Here is a 15985-nt window from a genome sequence, read left to right as displayed (position 1 = left end):
GAAAAAAGAGTCAATTAATTTTTAAGTAAATAAGATAAGTAGGCAAACTCATCTTCATTTGGTCTTATTTCAATATAATTAGATTGACTAGAGTGGCGAGCTTGAATCAGCCCCATATCTACCTGAGCAGCTAAGCGCTTAGATTTAAATGTTAGCTTATCTGATAGGCTATTTGCCGTAGGTTTAGAATGGATGACTGTAGAAATATTGCTTTTGGCAACAGACGGTTGTTCAAGGTTGGACATCTTGTAATGACTTGCCATATCCATTTGAATAGCCAAAGCAGGAATAGATTGTAACTTTTTTAGAGTCTTAGTATGGCACAGAAGAGCATCAGCTAGTCCCGCACCCTTCTTGTCTACTTGATTAATCAGCTTCTTTGCTCCTGCTGGGGTTAGAAGATAAGCTGCTGCTCCTGTTTTATCTAGAAATAGAGTGTGCAGGCTAAAATGTTCTGAGTCTAAGACACTTTGTTTAGTAACAAGCTTCTTTCTGCCTCTAGTTTCGAAAGTAATATGATCATAATCAAGAGACTGATTGTTTTCTAAGACTGCTAAGGCTTCAGGAAGGTGCTCAGACAGTAAGACATCGTCTTCTAAAACCAAAAACGCTTGCCCGCTATTAGCGATATGTTTCCAAACACGGTAATGGCTTAAAAAACAAGCCACTTCGGTACGTCTCAGTTTCCGTTGCCAGTCATTAGCCCACTTTTCATACGTAGCATCTGTTAAGTCATCTACAGATGTTGCTGCGTGACGATGATAGTTGATCTTAAGATGGCTTAATTGTTTTTCCTGAAAGCACCAGCGTTTTACTGCGCTATTTAAGTTAATGACTAACGCTGTTATATTTGATTGATTTGACATTGATTTTATTCCGTCCACCAAGCAGTTTTATCCCGAGTATGCAAAGCACGAAATCGGGAGTACACGGTGTTAGCATCTGGGTGCTGAGCACTTTCAAAAACTTTAAGAACAATGCCGCCAAGTACATGAGCGTTACATAACTTATCTAAGCGCCAGCGCATATTACGTAATGTATCATCAGTACCCACTGCAAATCCTGAAACACCATCAAACAATGCTAATCTTTCAGCTTCTAAAGAATTTTTGCGCTCTAATTTCGGTAAAGCTTTCTCTGATGCGGTTAAAAACAGCTCACTTTCTTGTAGCTTAATCGTATTCACCATGATAACAGCATTCATCAATAAAGATATTAAGTAGTCATCATCAGAGTGATCTATGAAGGTATCACAAGCTGAAATTAACCATCGGGTATTGAGGTTGTTGATCAAAAACTCATGGTTTTGATACCAAAGCTGCTCGAAGATGTTGAAGTTGTTTTTTGTTTGAAAGTCACGGCGTATTAGTACAATTAAACTGGCATGGTAGTACTCAAGCTCTGTACGACCCACAAATTCATGTCTCAAATTATCAATATGAGATTGTAGGTTTTTGTCAGAACCATGAGTGTATGTGCTTGTATCACCCTCAATGATCTGTGAGCTCATGGTTTCCCAATCCACTTGTTGTAATTGATTTGCTACTTTTGCTGCACCAAGTCTTTTACGATGCTGATTCAAAGAAAGTAGGTTAGCCAATTTAGATTTAGGTTGTTTCATTATTACTAATATTCCTTCAGCGTTGGGATTATTTTCAGATGGCGATACCATTTCCTACAATCTACAGAAGGCAATGTGGCCAGCCAAAAGAGTGCTAAATGAGGCATAAACGATAGTCAGTGTTTAATTTTTCTAGGTTTGTAATACAGCAGCTAATCGCTTTCGAACAAGTCACGTGTAAATACTTTATCTGATACATCCTGAATATAAGTGGATAAGCGATTGGCTACAATAATATCACTCATAGCTTTGAATGCGTTTAAATCCGTAATGACTTTTGAATTAAAGAAGTTATCTTCTTGTAAAACTGGTTCATAAACGACCACTGTGATCCCTTTCGCTTTGATACGCTTCATAACGCCTTGGATAGCAGATGCTCTGAAGTTATCTGAGCCACTCTTCATCACCAGTCTATAAATCCCCACGGTCTTTGGTTGTTTTTTGATTATTGCGTCGGCGATAAAGTCTTTACGAGTGCTATTAGAATCAACGATGGCTCTAATAAGGTTGCTAGGGACTTCGTTATAGTTGGCAAGGAGCTGTTTGGTATCTTTAGGTAGGCAGTAGCCACCATAGCCAAATGATGGGTTGTTGTAGTGATCACCGATACGGGGGTCTAGGCCTACGCCTTTGATAATTTGTTTGGTATCTAAGCCGAAGGTCTGCGCGTAGGTATCTAGCTCATTAAAATAAGCAACACGCATGGCTAAGTAAGTGTTAGAAAACAACTTAATGGCTTCAGCTTCAGTCGAGTCGGTAAATAGCAGGGGTGCATCTTTTTTAATAGCACCTTCTAAGAGTAAGTTTGCAAATATTTCGGCACGCTCAGACTGTTCGCCAACGATGATTCTTGATGGGTAAAGATTGTCATAGAGTGCCTTGCCTTCACGTAAAAACTCAGGAGAAAAGATAATATTTTGGCTGGAAAACCTTTCTCTTATACCGTTAGTATAACCAACGGGAACGGTGGACTTTATGATGATAGTAGCTTTATGGTTTACTGATAGCGCTTGTTCAATGACAGCCTCTACAGTTGAAGTGTTAAAGTAGTTGGTCTTTATATCGTAGTCTGTTGGCGTTGCAATAATGATGAAGTCTGCATCTTTATAGGCAGATTGTGCATCAGTTGTTGCAGAAAAATTCAGGTCTTTAGATGATAAAAAATCTGCAATATAATTATCTTCGATAGGTGACTGCTTCGAGTTCAGTAGTTCGATTCTTTCAGAAATGATATCAACCGCAATGACTTCATTATGCTGGGCCAGTAACAACGCATTTGATAAACCAACATAACCGGTGCCTACAACTGCTATTTTCATGATTAATCCAAGTAATTGTTGAATTAGGGCGTGTCTTCAATTCAATCGATAGTCATCTAAATGGGTTAAAAATGGCTAAATTTTGCTAAACGGCGTCAAATAGCTGACTAATATATCGATATTATCTGCGCTATTTTCCTTGTTTGACTGCTGTTTATCTCATTTTTATCACCATTTTTAAAATGAAGACACGCCCTAGTGTTTGATGAAGACTGATGATTGTTTACGAAGTAGTTATGATAGTAAGGTAAAGGTGGTGTTTAGATAGGCTTCATTGCTGTTTGAAAAGCATATCGCAATTAAGTCTTAGTATAGCTAATTTGTATTAGGGCGTGTTTGATTATTCACAAATAGGCACTGCTGATTGCTGCTAGGTTATGAAATCTGTGTTCCAAACAAAGAGTAAGTCGAAGGTAATGTGAATACCTTAGCAACACGCCTTAGTTTATATTTGGAAAATTATTCAGTATTGCTTGTTGTGGCAGCTATGCTATAGACTTTTTACTTACTGCCAATGAGTTTTTAACCATGGACTTGGTTTAACATGACGATACCACTTGCCGCCGCTACCATTGATGGCATCTGGCGGGTTAATCTCACCATGAAATATTACTATCTTTGCACCATCAGGCAGTGTAGGTGCACGCACAAAGTTAAAAGGAATAGGCGCAATACATTGGTATTTGAAGCTGACGCACCAAGTTTTATCCCAATATTCTAGGTGATGATGTTCGCGTAAATAGTTGGACAAATAGGCCTGTTCGTGGCGTACTTGCTGACGAATAGTGTCAAAGTTGCGCTCGAAGTTTGCCAATAAGTCAGGATACGTGCCCGTACCAATGTTAAAGCGATAGACTGAACTATTGCCAATCATGCGCCATGGTTTTTTCCAGTCACGGATGATGACGACGCTGTCTTCATGCTCGGCTTGGTAAGTGAAAAAGGCATCGATATTATCGACGATAACGATGTCGATATCTAAAAACAGTGCTACGCCTTTGAGATCGTACAGTTCAGGCTTGAACGTTGTAAGCTTTTTCCAACCGCGTTCAGGACCTGCTGGCAGATCCATTTCTGGGATAGGGTGGCACATGATAGCAGGGTCAATACCCGTACTATCATCTGTGAGACAGACCATTTGAAAGTCTAAGGTAAGATGGCGGCTGACCATATTGTACAAGCGGTTGACGTACTCAGGGCCGTATTTATCACCCCATTTCATACAGATGACATAACGTTGCGCAGTAGTACTGGACTCTGCTGCCGTGAGGTCGGTTGATGAGATGTTCGTTAGGTCAGTTGCCATAATGCACTCATATTGATATCGATAAAAAGTTAATAAAGCTAAAAGCCACAAAAGTTAGCCAATATTAGCATGGATGTTATTCACAATCTCTCTAAACGCTTAACTGACTGTATGGTTATTGCTTATGTTGACTTTTATCAGCATGGACAGTTTGATTGTTTTTATGAATAAAATTGGCTAGCGCTTCTTGGTCAGCAGTATAAGGATTGCCCAGTGTGGGAATATGTTTGAAACGTCGATAGCCCCACATATAATGACTGCACTTGTCTTCAATCATATGTTGCATGGCTAAATTAAGTGCCTGAGCAGATGTTTCTGTATTGCGGTCATAAAGTGCTGGATTATCAAGCCGATAGCAATAAATATCAAAGTCACGCCCGTCGTCACGACGGATACAAGATAAGCCTACCAATGCACATTTGGTTTTACTGGCCAATTTGGAGGCGAGCGTACTGGTTAATGTCTCCACTCCAAAAAAAGGCACAACCACACCGCCAGATGGATCTGGAACATGGTCAGGCAATATGATACTAAAGCCACCTTGTTTAAGGGTTTTAAAGATAGCTTTGACACCGCTGCCATCAGTAGGGACCAAAGTTGCATTAAGCCGTGAACGACCTTGCAGCACAAAGTCATCAGTGAGACTGCCTTTGACGGGTTTATACATGATGGTCGGCGAACCAAACTGGTTGAGCCATGCATTCATCATCTCCCACGTACCAAGGTGCGGTACGATGGCCAACATGCCGTTAGGATTAGCCAGTCCTTCTAATAAAATCTCTTTATTATGGACATCACGAATCTGAGAAATACTCCACTCAGGTGACATTGCCCAGCTTTTGATTGACTCAATACTGGTTAAACATTGATGATAAATAATCTCTTTGGTTAACGCTTGTTTTTGTGCAGTGGACAATTTAGGAGCAATCATCGCCATGTTGGTACTAACCGTACGCATGATGCTGAGACTGGGTATCTTTATAATTATCCACGCAGCAAAACGTGCCAATATCTGTAATACAGACAGTGGCACGAATTTGAAAATATGATACGGATTCATGACCATTCACACGGTGATGAATCACGTAACCAGTCAGAAAAGTAGCTAACCATTATCTTGACTGTTTATTGTGCAGATTGATTGGTGTCAGCCTGTGCTTTTTCGCGCACACGGATACCAAGATCACGCAGTTGTCTGCTATCGACGCCAGCAGGTGCTTGAGTCAGTGGGCAATCAGCGGTTTTGGTTTTAGGGAAGGCAATCACGTCACGGATAGAGTTTGCCCCTACCATCAACATAATCAAGCGATCTAAACCAAACGCCAAACCACCATGCGGTGGTGCACCGAATTTCAATGCATCAAGTAAGAAACCAAATTTGTCTTCAGCCTCTTGCTCGCCGATACCCAAAGCTTCAAGTACGGCTTGCTGCATATCAAAGGTGTTGATACGTAAGCTACCGCCACCAATTTCTGTACCGTTCAACACCATATCATAAGCAATAGATAGGGCTGATTCTGGGTTGTGTTTTAATTCATCAACTGAGCCTTTAGGCTTAGTGAATGGATGATGCATTGATGTCCAGTTGCCATCATCAGTTTGCTCAAACATTGGGAAGTCGGTTACCCAAAGTGGTGCCCACTCACAAGTTGTCATGTCAAGGTCGAGACCGATTTTTTGACGTAGTGCGCCGATTGCATCGTTTACGACACTGGCTTTATCTGCACCAAAGAAGATGATATCACCATCTTCTGAACCAGTACGTTCGATTAGGCTTGCCAATACTTCATCAGTCATGTTTTTGATGATTGGAGACTGTAGGCCAGACTCTTTATCTACGCCGTTGTTGATTTTGCTGGCATCATTGACTTTGATATAAGCCAAGCCACGTGCGCCATAGATACCAACGAACTTGGTATAAGCATCGATTTGTTTGCGGCTTAATGAAGCGCCACCAGGAATACGCAGGGCAGCCACACGACCTTTAGGATCGTTAGCAGGACCAGCGAATACTTTAAAATCAACGTCTTTCATCAAATCGGCAATGTCGATGAGTTTTAAAGGAATACGCAAGTCAGGCTTGTCTGAGGCGTAGTCACGCATTGCTTCAGCGTAAGTCATGCGGGGAAACTGCTCGAACTCAACGTCCATCATGGTCTTGAACAAATGCTTGATTAGACCTTCGTTGATGTTCATGATTTCTTCTTCATTTAAGAAAGAAGTCTCAATATCCACCTGTGTAAATTCAGGCTGACGATCAGCACGTAAATCCTCATCACGGAAACACTTAGCGATTTGATAGTAACGGTCAAACCCTGACACCATTAGCAACTGTTTAAATAGCTGTGGCGATTGTGGTAGAGCAAAAAAGTTACCTGGACGGGTACGTGATGGTACTAGATAATCACGCGCACCTTCTGGTGTGGCACGAGTCAAGATAGGGGTTTCAACATCCAAGAAGCCATGGTCATCTAAATAACGACGAATCGCTGATGTGGCTTTCGCACGGAATACCATACGTTCTTGCATTTGTGGACGACGCATATCCAGATAGCGATATTTTAGACATAAGTCCTCTGATACCGTGGCTTTGTCATCATTTAATGGGAATGGTGGGGTTTCAGACTTGGCAAGTACCTCGATCTCTTTACCTAATAGCTCAATTTGACCACTGGTCATATTGGCGTTCTCTGTACCTTCGTAACGACGACGTACGCGACCAGTAATTTTTAGTACGTATTCTGGGCGTACTGCATCAGCAGTAGCAAACGCTTCTGGGGTATCAGGATCAACAACGACCTGCAAGATACCAGCACGGTCACGCATGTCTAAGAAAATCACGCCACCGTGATCGCGACGACGATGTACCCAGCCTACGACACTAATGGTTTGATCAATCAAGCTTTCGGTTACAGCTCCGCAATATTCGTCTCGGTATTCGCTATGCGTCATAATATAGTTATCCAGTTGTCAGCCCAATTCGAAATACAATAATGCAGCCATCGCTGTGCGATTCGAGCTATCCGCTAAAAAACGCACAAACAACGCGATTACGACAAATGGTCATCACGTTGGCTGCAGAAAATTTGGTTTAAACGCATATTATGCCTAATCTGCCTTTGTTATACAACCTGCTGAGGTCAATCAAATAACGGTAATACTTCAGCGCTACATGTATTGATACCAGAACATTTACATCTGGTTAAATATTGTCATATTGCTTGAAAATATAGCCCACTATGCACATATCAAGCTAACTTATAAAATTTATTAAAATGGTTTCAATTACTTAAGGAATACTGCTCATGCTTTTTCATCCCGCAAAAAACCCTATCGAACTACGAGTTATACATTTAAATAAAAGCCAAGAGCAACGCCGTGAGCATTTAATGGAAGCAACTCAAGGCAAAGCGGCACTCAAACAATTCAAAAAGACCATGGCCAAAAAAGCCAAACAGGCATTAAAAGTAAAAACCAAACATAAGAAAAAAAATGCGGATGACAAGGCACAAGTTTTTGTCCTAGATTTTGATGGTGATATCAAAGCAACAGCAGTCAAGCATTTACGTGAAGAAATCAGCACGCTGATCAGCACTGCAAACAAAGGCGACGAGGTCATCGTTCGTCTTGAGTCAGGTGGCGGGATGGTTCATGGTTATGGTTTGGCCGCAGCGCAATTGGTTCGTCTAAAAGACGCGGGCCTAAAACTAACAGTATGTGTCGATAAAGTGGCTGCCAGTGGTGGTTATATGATGGCTTGTGTGGCGGATAATGTGATTGCTGCGCCATTTGCCATTATCGGTTCAATCGGCGTGGTGTCACAGCTACCGAACTTTCATAAATGGCTAAAAAACCATGATGTGGATTATGAGATGTTTACGGCTGGTGACTATAAGCGCACGGTTACTATGTTTGGTGAAAACGATGCCGAAGACCGCACTAAATATCAAGAAGAGCTAGAGCAGACGCATGAATTGTTCAAACACTTTGTCAATACCTATCGTCCAGCATTGGATGTTGCCAAAGTGGCTACTGGCGAGCACTGGTATGGCGAAGATGCACTGACACTTAACTTAATCGATAGTCTACAAACGTCAGATAGCTATATTTTAGAACGTATGGAAAATAGTGAGGTATATGCATTGCACTCGCGTCAAAAACCAACATTGGCTGAAAAGCTCGGGTTGGCTCAAGCAGCAGAAGCGACAGTAAGTACGGTGGTCGACAAACTACCAGATGCCTTGGCTCGTTTTGACCTGAACAGTCGTTTGAATATTCTCAAATAGCAGCAAAATCTAAGCATTGTTTGTGTTTTGTAAAAGGCGTGTCCTAGCGGGTCGCGCCTTTTTGCTGTTTATTCACAAATGCTGTGTTATAAATGAGACACACGGAAACAGTATACGTGCGTACACTATAGTTATTCTACTATAAAAGTATTGTGGTGTTAACCTCGCTTTGGGTATTAAACATACTTCTACACTAGGTTGGCTTGTGCTACTTTTAGGTTGAACCGACTATAAGGCTCTGATGGAGTTTTTTATTAACACTTGATTCAAATGATAAATAAGGAAAAGGAAGTCACTTATGTCAAATAATACATTGATGTTTACCGCAACAGAACATGGGCAAACCATGCATGCCAAAGTCAAAGCATTTATCGAAACCCATATTGAGCCAATAGAAGCGCAGTTTTGGACAGATTGTCACAAAAAAAATCCTGATGGTGATTGGCAGAACTGGGAATGGCCAGAAGCCTATGAAAACCTGCGCAAGCAAGCGCGTGAAGCTGGTTTGTGGAATTTGTTCTTGCCTGATGACACATTAGGTGCAGGGCTTTCTGTCACTGATTATGCACCAATTGCAGAATTGACAGGCCGCAGTTTATTAGCACCTCATGTATTCAACTGTAATGCCCCTGATAGCGGCAATATGGAGTTGTTGTGGCGTTATGGCTCACCAGAGCAACAAGACAAGTGGTTGACGCCAATATTAGAAGGTAAGACGCGATCTGTCTTTTGTATGACTGAACCCGAGGTGGCATCGAGTGATGCCACTAATATGCAAGCGACGGCTGTAGTTGATGCTGATGAGATAATTGTCAATGGTAGCAAATGGTGGTCATCTGGTTTGGGCGACCCTGCTGTTGATATTTTGATTGTGATGGCTTATACCCCTGATGAAAACAAAGACCGTCATCATCAGCATTCGATGGTATTGGTACCAGTTAAAACGGCTGGCGTACATATTGAGCGTATGCTTAAAGTATTCGGTGATTATGATGCACCGCACGGGCATGGTGAAGTGAGCTTTAAAGATGTACGTGTGCCAGTCAGCCACTTTATTGGTGGACCAGGGATGGGCTTTGAGATTGCGCAAGGTCGTCTAGGGCCAGGTCGTATTCATCATTGCATGCGCTGTATTGGTGCTGCTGAAAAATCTTTAGAGCTTGCGGTAAAACGTGGTATGTCTCGTACTGCTTTTGGTAAGCCAATACTAGAGTTGGGCGGAAACTTTGAGCGCATTGCTGAAGCTCGTATCAAAATTGACCAAGCTCGTTTGCTGACTTTGTATGCTGCACAGAAGATGGATGCACAAGGAACAAAAGCGGCACTCACAGAAATATCTGCGATCAAAGTAGTGGCGCCGACTGTACTACAAGAAGTCGTCGATATGGCGATTCAGGTTCATGGTGGCATGGGTGTGTGTCAGGATACAATGTTGCCAGGCTTCTATGCTCAAGCAAGGGTGTTGCGCTTGGCTGATGGCCCTGATGAAGTTCATAAAACCATGATTGCAAAATTAGAGCTGAAGAGCCAAGGGTTTAGTCGTAAAAATAAATAATAATAGTGATTAATAATCACAGATAGTAGGGCGTGTCATCATTTATAGTGTGCGATTGCATTGATAACACTGGTAACTGGGTGACATGCTCTAGCTTGAGTATGGATATAGTGAATTTACTATAATTTGGATACAATGGGATGACGATAATACTAGAGATAGTAGGTTAAAACCGTATCTGATTTATATGTAAGTGATTATCATTAAATATAGATAAGGAATGTCTTATGGCGACTAATAGCAGTCCCACAAATAATAGTGCCACGAATGATGCTGCTACGACTGACAGCATTGCAAAAAACACAAAGGTTTTGGACATCGGTGGCGCGGTTCGTGATGGTGAGTCTCTAGATGTACAGGCAGTCAGTAGCTGGTTACGCGCACAGGGTGTGAATATTCAAGGTGAACCTGAGGTTACTCAGTTTTCCGGAGGCGCATCCAATTGGACATATCGTCTGAAGTATGACAACCAAGATTTGATATTACGTCGTCCCCCAAAGGGAACCAAAGCCAAATCTGCTCATGATATGGTGCGTGAATACACAGTTCAAGCCGCATTGAAGGATGCATATCCCTATGTGCCAGAAATGATTGCGTTGTGTCAAGATGAGTCGGTTATTGGTGATGATTTCTATGTGATGGAGCGTGTTGAAGGCATCATCCCACGTGCCAATTTACCCAAAGATATCAATCTTAATCCAGCCCAAATCCGTGAGTTATGTACCAATGTTATTGATGCTTTAATAGAGCTACATCAAGTTGATTATAGCAATCATCCTAACTTAGTAGCGTTAGGACGTGGTGATGGCTACTGCGCACGACAAGTTGGTGGCTGGAACAAACGTTATGCTAAAGCTAAAACGCCTAATGTTCCTAGCTTTGGCCTAGTTGGCCAATGGCTCACTGGTCATACACCAGCAGATATCAAGACCTGCGTGATTCATAACGATTGGCGCTTTGACAATGTTATTTTAGATGCAGAAGATCCCACACGAGTGATCGGAGTGCTTGATTGGGAGATGGCAACGCTAGGTGATCCGCTAATGGAATTGGGCAGTGCCCTTGCTTATTGGATAGAGGCTGATGATGATGCAGTGATGCAGCAGTCACGTCGTCAACCGACACATTTAGACGGTATGATGACCCGCAATGAAGTAGTGGACTATTACCTGACAAAAACAGGTCTGCAAGTCTCTAATTGGACGTTTTATGAGGTATTTGGCTTATTTCGTTTGGCTGGTATTATTCAGCAGATTTATTATCGTTTTTATAACAAACAAACCTCAAACCCAGTTTTTGAGAGTATGTGGATAGTGGTTCACATGTTGCATGCTAAATCTTTAAAGCTCATTGCGGCATTTGAAGGTGATGCATCATTTACCGCATATTTAACAGCACATTCGTCAGATATTAAGATAGATGCCGAAAGTATGGAGCAGTTGCCGAGTGAGGTGCAAGCGCTGGTAAAGAGTACATTACCGAAAGGCTATGCTGACGCTATGTATGCTTAGCTTACCTACAATATTACGAGGTATTTGTAGCCATTATGTTCATGGTTACAGCTACAAAGTGTTTTTTTCGTATCAAAAAGCGCATAGCTGCAGCTACATATATAAAGCACCTTATAGAAAGGCATAGAAAACAGGCAATATTAATATGACAACCATCCTTTTAGCACGTCACGGCCAGGCATCATTTGGACAAGAGAATTACGATCAGCTCTCAGAGTTAGGTATCACACAAGCAAAAATGCTGGGTCAGCACTATGCGGCCACACAACGCCGTATCGATGCCATATTTACAGGGAGTCTGGTGAGACAGCAGGATTCTGCTCAGCATTTTTTGGCCAGTTATCAGTCATCTATGACTATTAAAAATAGTCGCAACACGTCTACGAGCATGCGTGAGCCTGATAGTTATATTTTACCGCAGTTTGATGAATTCAATCATAAAGACGTGTTTGTCAAATCGGATCCTGCGTTTATTAATAAAGGCGCGATTGCAGCTGAGATTGCTAAAGCAGAGGTGCCAGCGACCCGTTTAGCTGAGTTGTTTGATCAGGCGATGCAGCGTTGGCATGGTGGTGACAACGATCAGGATTATCTAGAAAGTTGGCCGCAGTTTAATCACCGCGCTCAGCAAGCACTTGAACAGGTTTGTATTCAGATAGCCAATCTTAACTTGGATGCTGATAATACGGTATTGGTTTTTACCTCAGGGGGTGTGATAGCAGCTATTACGGCACAGCTATTAAAACAAAGCAGTCAAACCGCATATCAGTTGAATAAAAATTTGGTCAATACCGGTGTCACTTCCATTACTGTCAAAAACAAAAGTACACGTTTATTGTCTCTAAACGAATACAGTCATTTATTTTCTGATGGCCAATCTTTCGTAACGTGGCGTTAAACATAGCAGCAACGACAAGGAAGTTGCTTAAGATACATAACTGCGCTTTATATGAGTAAGGTCAGCCATAGCATTGGTCGGATGCTGTTGGTTTATTTTGATAACAAACAAAATCAATCTATAAATTTAGGATATTATAGATTATCGTTTTGATCTCATGTCGATATAAAAAGGACTGTCCATGCAAAGTAGAGTGATAAATTTGCTCACCAAAAAAGCCAGACAAAATAAGAATAAGATATTTGGTGCCGTTCAGCCAACACGCTATTTACAAAAGCTAAATAAGCAGCAGGTTGGACAAGATAAAACCGTACTTATCACAGGTGCGAGTTCAGGTCTGGGGGAAGGGATGACTAGGCTCTTTGCTGCGCTTGGCTACAATCTTGCGATATGCGCGCGTCGTATAGATCGTTTGGAGGGTCTAAAATCAGAATTGGTAGCAGCATATCCTAATATTCGTATCGAGCATCGAGCCTTAGATGTCAGTGATTACAGTTCGATTTTTGAAGTGTTTGATGCCTTTACTGCTGATTTTGGTCATATTGATAAAGTTGTTGTGAATGCAGGTGTTGGCGAGAGTCGCCGTATTGGCAAAGGTCGTTTTGAAACCAACCGCCGTACCGTTGAAATAAATTTCGTATCAGCCTTAGCACAGTGTGAAGCGGCTATGAATGTTTTTCGAACACAGAATGCTGGTCATTTGGTTGTGATATCTAGTATGTCTGCGATGCGTGGCTTGCCTAAGCATCTGACGGCTTATGGTGCTGCCAAGGCGGGATTGGCTTATTTGGCAGAAGGTATTCGTGCTGATATGCTATTAACAAAGTTGCCGATTAAAGTTTCCACTATTTATCCAGGTTATATTCGTACCGAAATCAATGAAAATGCCAAGCCACTGCCGTTTGAAGTAGATGCTGAAACAGGTACCAAAGCAATCGTCGCAGCGATTGAAGCTGGCGTAGATGAAGCGTGTGTACCAAGCTTGCCTTGGTCAGTTGTCGGGCAGGCTATGAAACACTTACCATTACGGCTGGTTAATAAGATGAACTAATAGTCAGTCATCAAAATATTAAAAAAGCCCTTTACTTGATAAGTAGAGGGCTTTTTTTAATTCAAACACTATGACGTTCAGACGTTATAGTGTTTGAGGGTTATCTGATATATGTTTTTCGCGCAATTTTTTCCGCAATACTTTACCAATATTGCTCTTTGGTAGTTCATTGATGAATTCAATATGATGCGGACATTTGTAACCAGTGAGGTTTTCCAAAGCATATTCTCTAATATCATTTTTGGTGACATCATCATCGCTCGGGACAACATAAATTTTGACAGCTTCGCCTTGGCGGCTATCTGGAATACCAATTACCGCACAGTCAATAATGCCTTTGTAGTCAAGCATGACGGATTCAATTTCATTTGGAAAAACGTTAAAGCCTGAAACCAAAATCATATCTTTTTTGCGGTCAAGTAGGGTGATATAACCTTGTTCATCCATGCTGACAATGTCACCAGTGCGGAAATAACCATCAGTGGTGAAATCGTTGCTACTGTCTTTATTAAAGTAGCCTGAGGTCACATTAGGACCTTTTATACACATTTCTCCTGCTTGATTGAATCCCACATGTTTACCATTATCGTCAGCAACGATGACATCGACGCTAGGAACGGGTATACCAATTGTACCGTTGAATTTACGGTCAGTGATGACGTTGGCTGTACCAGCAGCAACACCTTCAGTCATGCCCCAACCTTCAATCATTGGGCAACCAGTGACTGCCAACCATTTAGCCGCGGTCTGTTCAGTTGCTGCCATACCACCTGCTTGTGATATGCGTAGTGAGCTAAAATCCAAATCTTTAAAGTTTGGCTGATCGAGTAAGCCTTTGAATAGTGTGTTGACAGCAGGAATAATATGAAACGGTTGTTTTGATAATGTTTTAACAAAGCCTGACATATCGCGTGGGTTTGGCACCAATATAAAGGTGTAGCCTGAACGCATACCAAGCAAACTCAGCATAAATGCAAAAATATGATATAGCGGTAGAGCCATCACCATATTGATATAGACTTCGTTAATTTCTGAAGTGACAGGGCGGTACCATGCTTCTGACTGTAGAGCAGCAGAAACGATATTACGCTGTGATAAAATCGCCCCTTTGGATAGTCCTGTCGTTCCACCCGTATATTGCAAGATAGCTTTTTGTTGCATGGTGGTTTTTGGCGATTGAACAGGTAGGTTTTTGCCTTTTTTAAGCACTTCAGGAAACTTAGTAACCTGATATTTTGGGTCATTAAGATTATACTTGGGGACTAAGCGTTTCACCTGACGGATAACGGTATTGACTAAAATACCTTTTAGTCCCATCATATCGCCCATTTTTGAGAGAACAATGCGCCTGATGTTTGTCTCGTCAATAACTTGCTCAAGTGCTTGGGCAAAATTATCCACCACAAAAATAGTCTGGGCACCTGAATCGTTTAACTGATGGCGTAGCTCACGGCCAGTGTATAATGGATTAACAGGCGTACATACGTATCCTGCGCGCAATATACCAATCATTGTAGGTAAGTATTGCGGAACGTTTGGCATCATTAATGCTACGACACTGCCTTTAGGAATACCTTGAGCTTGTAACCATGCGGCAACTGCAAGTGATGCTTTGTCCACGTCACCATAAGTATGAGTAACACCCATACAGATAGTCATAGGATGGGGACGGAAACGGTCAAAGCATTCCTCGTATAACTCAATCAGATTTGCATATTGATCTGGATTGATGGTTTTAGGTACATTTTTTGGGTATTGAGCAAGCCAAGGTTTATCAACTGTCATACTTAGCGTTCTTAAATGCTGAGATTAAGTTAAGGTTCTATAAAAAGGTAGTCACATTCGTGTCAAACAATACAGATCGTTGCTGTGAGAGCAATGGCTTGCTGAGTGACATGATATGGTTTCACAGACTGTTAGAATACGCTGGCCTTTATATCTATAGCTTTTTAATTACAAATTCATTTAACCGCAAAGAATCATAATCTAAGTAGATTAAACGGTTAGGTATTTTTTTTGAGACTGAAAAAAAGTAAAGCAACTTATTTTGACAACACATTAACATAACTACAATTGATTTTTTTATGCCAATATAATACTTGATAGTTTATATTTAAATTTGATTAATTTAAATATATATGTTGCAACTATTTTGAGATAAATGGTCGATAAAATGTTGTAGTCGGTTATTTTTATTGAGAATAATAGTCATTATAACCAGTATTACTCTTTTAAGGCAATTTATTGGGTGATAGTTTTAACAATATGGTTATAACAGGGCAGGTTTCTGCATAGAAATTATCTATTTTTACAGTTCAGAGCGTTCTACCAATAGTATCAAACGCCCTTATTTAAAAAACTTATGTTTATTTTTTTTGGGAATTATTCGATATTCTTTTATAATCTTTGCAGCAACACCTTACTTATATGTCTCTTTG

Annotated in this window: 12 protein-coding genes; 5 read left to right on the top strand and 7 right to left on the bottom strand. The window is 41.2% G+C overall.

Annotated features, from left to right (window positions below; all coding sequences use genetic code 11):
* Positions 1–14 precede the first annotated feature (14 nt).
* The 6 genes from ACT3RN_RS04050 to aspS all read right to left on the bottom strand — a co-directional run bounded on the left by ACT3RN_RS04050 (position 15) and on the right by aspS (position 7198).
* Positions 15–866: a glycosyltransferase family 25 protein gene (locus tag ACT3RN_RS04050; RefSeq protein WP_192520187.1), complete on the bottom strand. Its 852-nt coding sequence runs from the start codon at positions 864–866 to the stop codon at positions 15–17.
* 5 nt (positions 867–871) lie between these two features.
* Positions 872–1621, bottom strand: a complete 750-nt coding sequence (locus tag ACT3RN_RS04045) for a hypothetical protein (protein WP_192520188.1) — start codon at positions 1619–1621, stop codon at positions 872–874.
* A 152-nt stretch (positions 1622–1773) separates the two neighbouring features.
* Positions 1774–2940, bottom strand: coding sequence for a nucleotide sugar dehydrogenase (locus ACT3RN_RS04040; protein WP_192520189.1), 1167 nt, complete (start codon positions 2938–2940; stop codon positions 1774–1776).
* 505 nt (positions 2941–3445) lie between these two features.
* A complete protein-coding gene (locus ACT3RN_RS04035) occupies positions 3446–4162 on the bottom strand; it encodes a glycosyltransferase (protein ID WP_192520193.1) in 717 nt (238 codons plus the stop codon).
* A 199-nt stretch (positions 4163–4361) separates the two neighbouring features.
* Positions 4362–5306 carry a lysophospholipid acyltransferase family protein gene (locus tag ACT3RN_RS04030; RefSeq protein WP_444518506.1) on the bottom strand — a complete coding sequence of 315 codons (945 nt, stop codon included), beginning with the start codon at positions 5304–5306 and terminating at the stop codon, positions 4362–4364.
* 65 nt (positions 5307–5371) lie between these two features.
* A complete protein-coding gene (gene aspS / locus ACT3RN_RS04025; protein WP_192520191.1) occupies positions 5372–7198 on the bottom strand; it encodes an aspartate--tRNA ligase in 1827 nt (608 codons plus the stop codon).
* Positions 7199–7551: 353 nt separating this feature from the next.
* Between aspS and sohB the strand changes: the two genes are divergently transcribed.
* From sohB to ACT3RN_RS04000, 5 genes are all read left to right on the top strand, one after another.
* Positions 7552–8532 (top strand): protease SohB, encoded by a 981-nt coding sequence (gene sohB / locus ACT3RN_RS04020; protein WP_192520192.1) that lies wholly within the window; start codon positions 7552–7554, stop codon positions 8530–8532.
* Between the two features lie 316 nt (positions 8533–8848).
* Positions 8849–10087, top strand: a complete 1239-nt coding sequence (locus ACT3RN_RS04015) for an acyl-CoA dehydrogenase family protein (RefSeq protein ID WP_192991852.1) — start codon at positions 8849–8851, stop codon at positions 10085–10087.
* 227 nt (positions 10088–10314) lie between these two features.
* Positions 10315–11598 (top strand): phosphotransferase family protein, encoded by a 1284-nt coding sequence (locus tag ACT3RN_RS04010; protein ID WP_192520511.1) that lies wholly within the window; start codon positions 10315–10317, stop codon positions 11596–11598.
* A gap of 145 nt (positions 11599–11743) precedes the next feature.
* A complete protein-coding gene (locus ACT3RN_RS04005) occupies positions 11744–12496 on the top strand; it encodes a histidine phosphatase family protein (protein ID WP_192520512.1) in 753 nt (250 codons plus the stop codon).
* A 181-nt stretch (positions 12497–12677) separates the two neighbouring features.
* Positions 12678–13547: an SDR family oxidoreductase gene (locus ACT3RN_RS04000; protein WP_192520513.1), complete on the top strand. Its 870-nt coding sequence runs from the start codon at positions 12678–12680 to the stop codon at positions 13545–13547.
* A gap of 84 nt (positions 13548–13631) precedes the next feature.
* Here ACT3RN_RS04000 and ACT3RN_RS03995 read toward each other — a convergent pair whose 3' ends face one another.
* Entirely contained in the window at positions 13632–15332 is a 1701-nt protein-coding gene (locus ACT3RN_RS03995; protein WP_192991851.1) for an AMP-binding protein, read from the bottom strand.
* Positions 15333–15985: the final 653 nt, after the last annotated feature.

Origin of the sequence: Psychrobacter sp. AOP5-GZ1-6 (assembly GCF_052376345.1) — a bacterium.
Lineage (GTDB): Bacteria > Pseudomonadota > Gammaproteobacteria > Pseudomonadales > Moraxellaceae > Psychrobacter.
The sequence above is the reverse complement of the archived record's forward strand: the minus strand, read 5'-3'. Positions and strand labels throughout refer to the sequence as shown.

Bases quoted from the DNA above. Each gene is read 5' to 3' on its own strand.
- sohB (WP_192520192.1), top strand. From the start codon at position 7,552: ATGCTTTTTCATCCCGCAAAAAACCCTATCGAACTACGAGTTATACAT.
- aspS (WP_192520191.1), bottom strand. From the start codon at position 7,198: ATGACGCATAGCGAATACCGAGACGAATATTGCGGAGCTGTAACCGAA.
- ACT3RN_RS04000 (WP_192520513.1), top strand. From the start codon at position 12,678: ATGCAAAGTAGAGTGATAAATTTGCTCACCAAAAAAGCCAGACAAAAT.
- ACT3RN_RS04040 (WP_192520189.1), bottom strand. From the start codon at position 2,940: ATGAAAATAGCAGTTGTAGGCACCGGTTATGTTGGTTTATCAAATGCG.
- ACT3RN_RS04045 (WP_192520188.1), bottom strand. From the start codon at position 1,621: ATGAAACAACCTAAATCTAAATTGGCTAACCTACTTTCTTTGAATCAG.
- ACT3RN_RS04035 (WP_192520193.1), bottom strand. From the start codon at position 4,162: ATGAAATGGGGTGATAAATACGGCCCTGAGTACGTCAACCGCTTGTAC.
- ACT3RN_RS04050 (WP_192520187.1), bottom strand. From the start codon at position 866: ATGTCAAATCAATCAAATATAACAGCGTTAGTCATTAACTTAAATAGC.
- ACT3RN_RS04015 (WP_192991852.1), top strand. From the start codon at position 8,849: ATGTTTACCGCAACAGAACATGGGCAAACCATGCATGCCAAAGTCAAA.
- ACT3RN_RS03995 (WP_192991851.1), bottom strand. From the start codon at position 15,332: ATGACAGTTGATAAACCTTGGCTTGCTCAATACCCAAAAAATGTACCT.
- ACT3RN_RS04010 (WP_192520511.1), top strand. From the start codon at position 10,315: ATGGCGACTAATAGCAGTCCCACAAATAATAGTGCCACGAATGATGCT.
- ACT3RN_RS04030 (WP_444518506.1), bottom strand. From the start codon at position 5,306: ATGAATCCGTATCATATTTTCAAATTCGTGCCACTGTCTGTATTACAG.
- ACT3RN_RS04005 (WP_192520512.1), top strand. From the start codon at position 11,744: ATGACAACCATCCTTTTAGCACGTCACGGCCAGGCATCATTTGGACAA.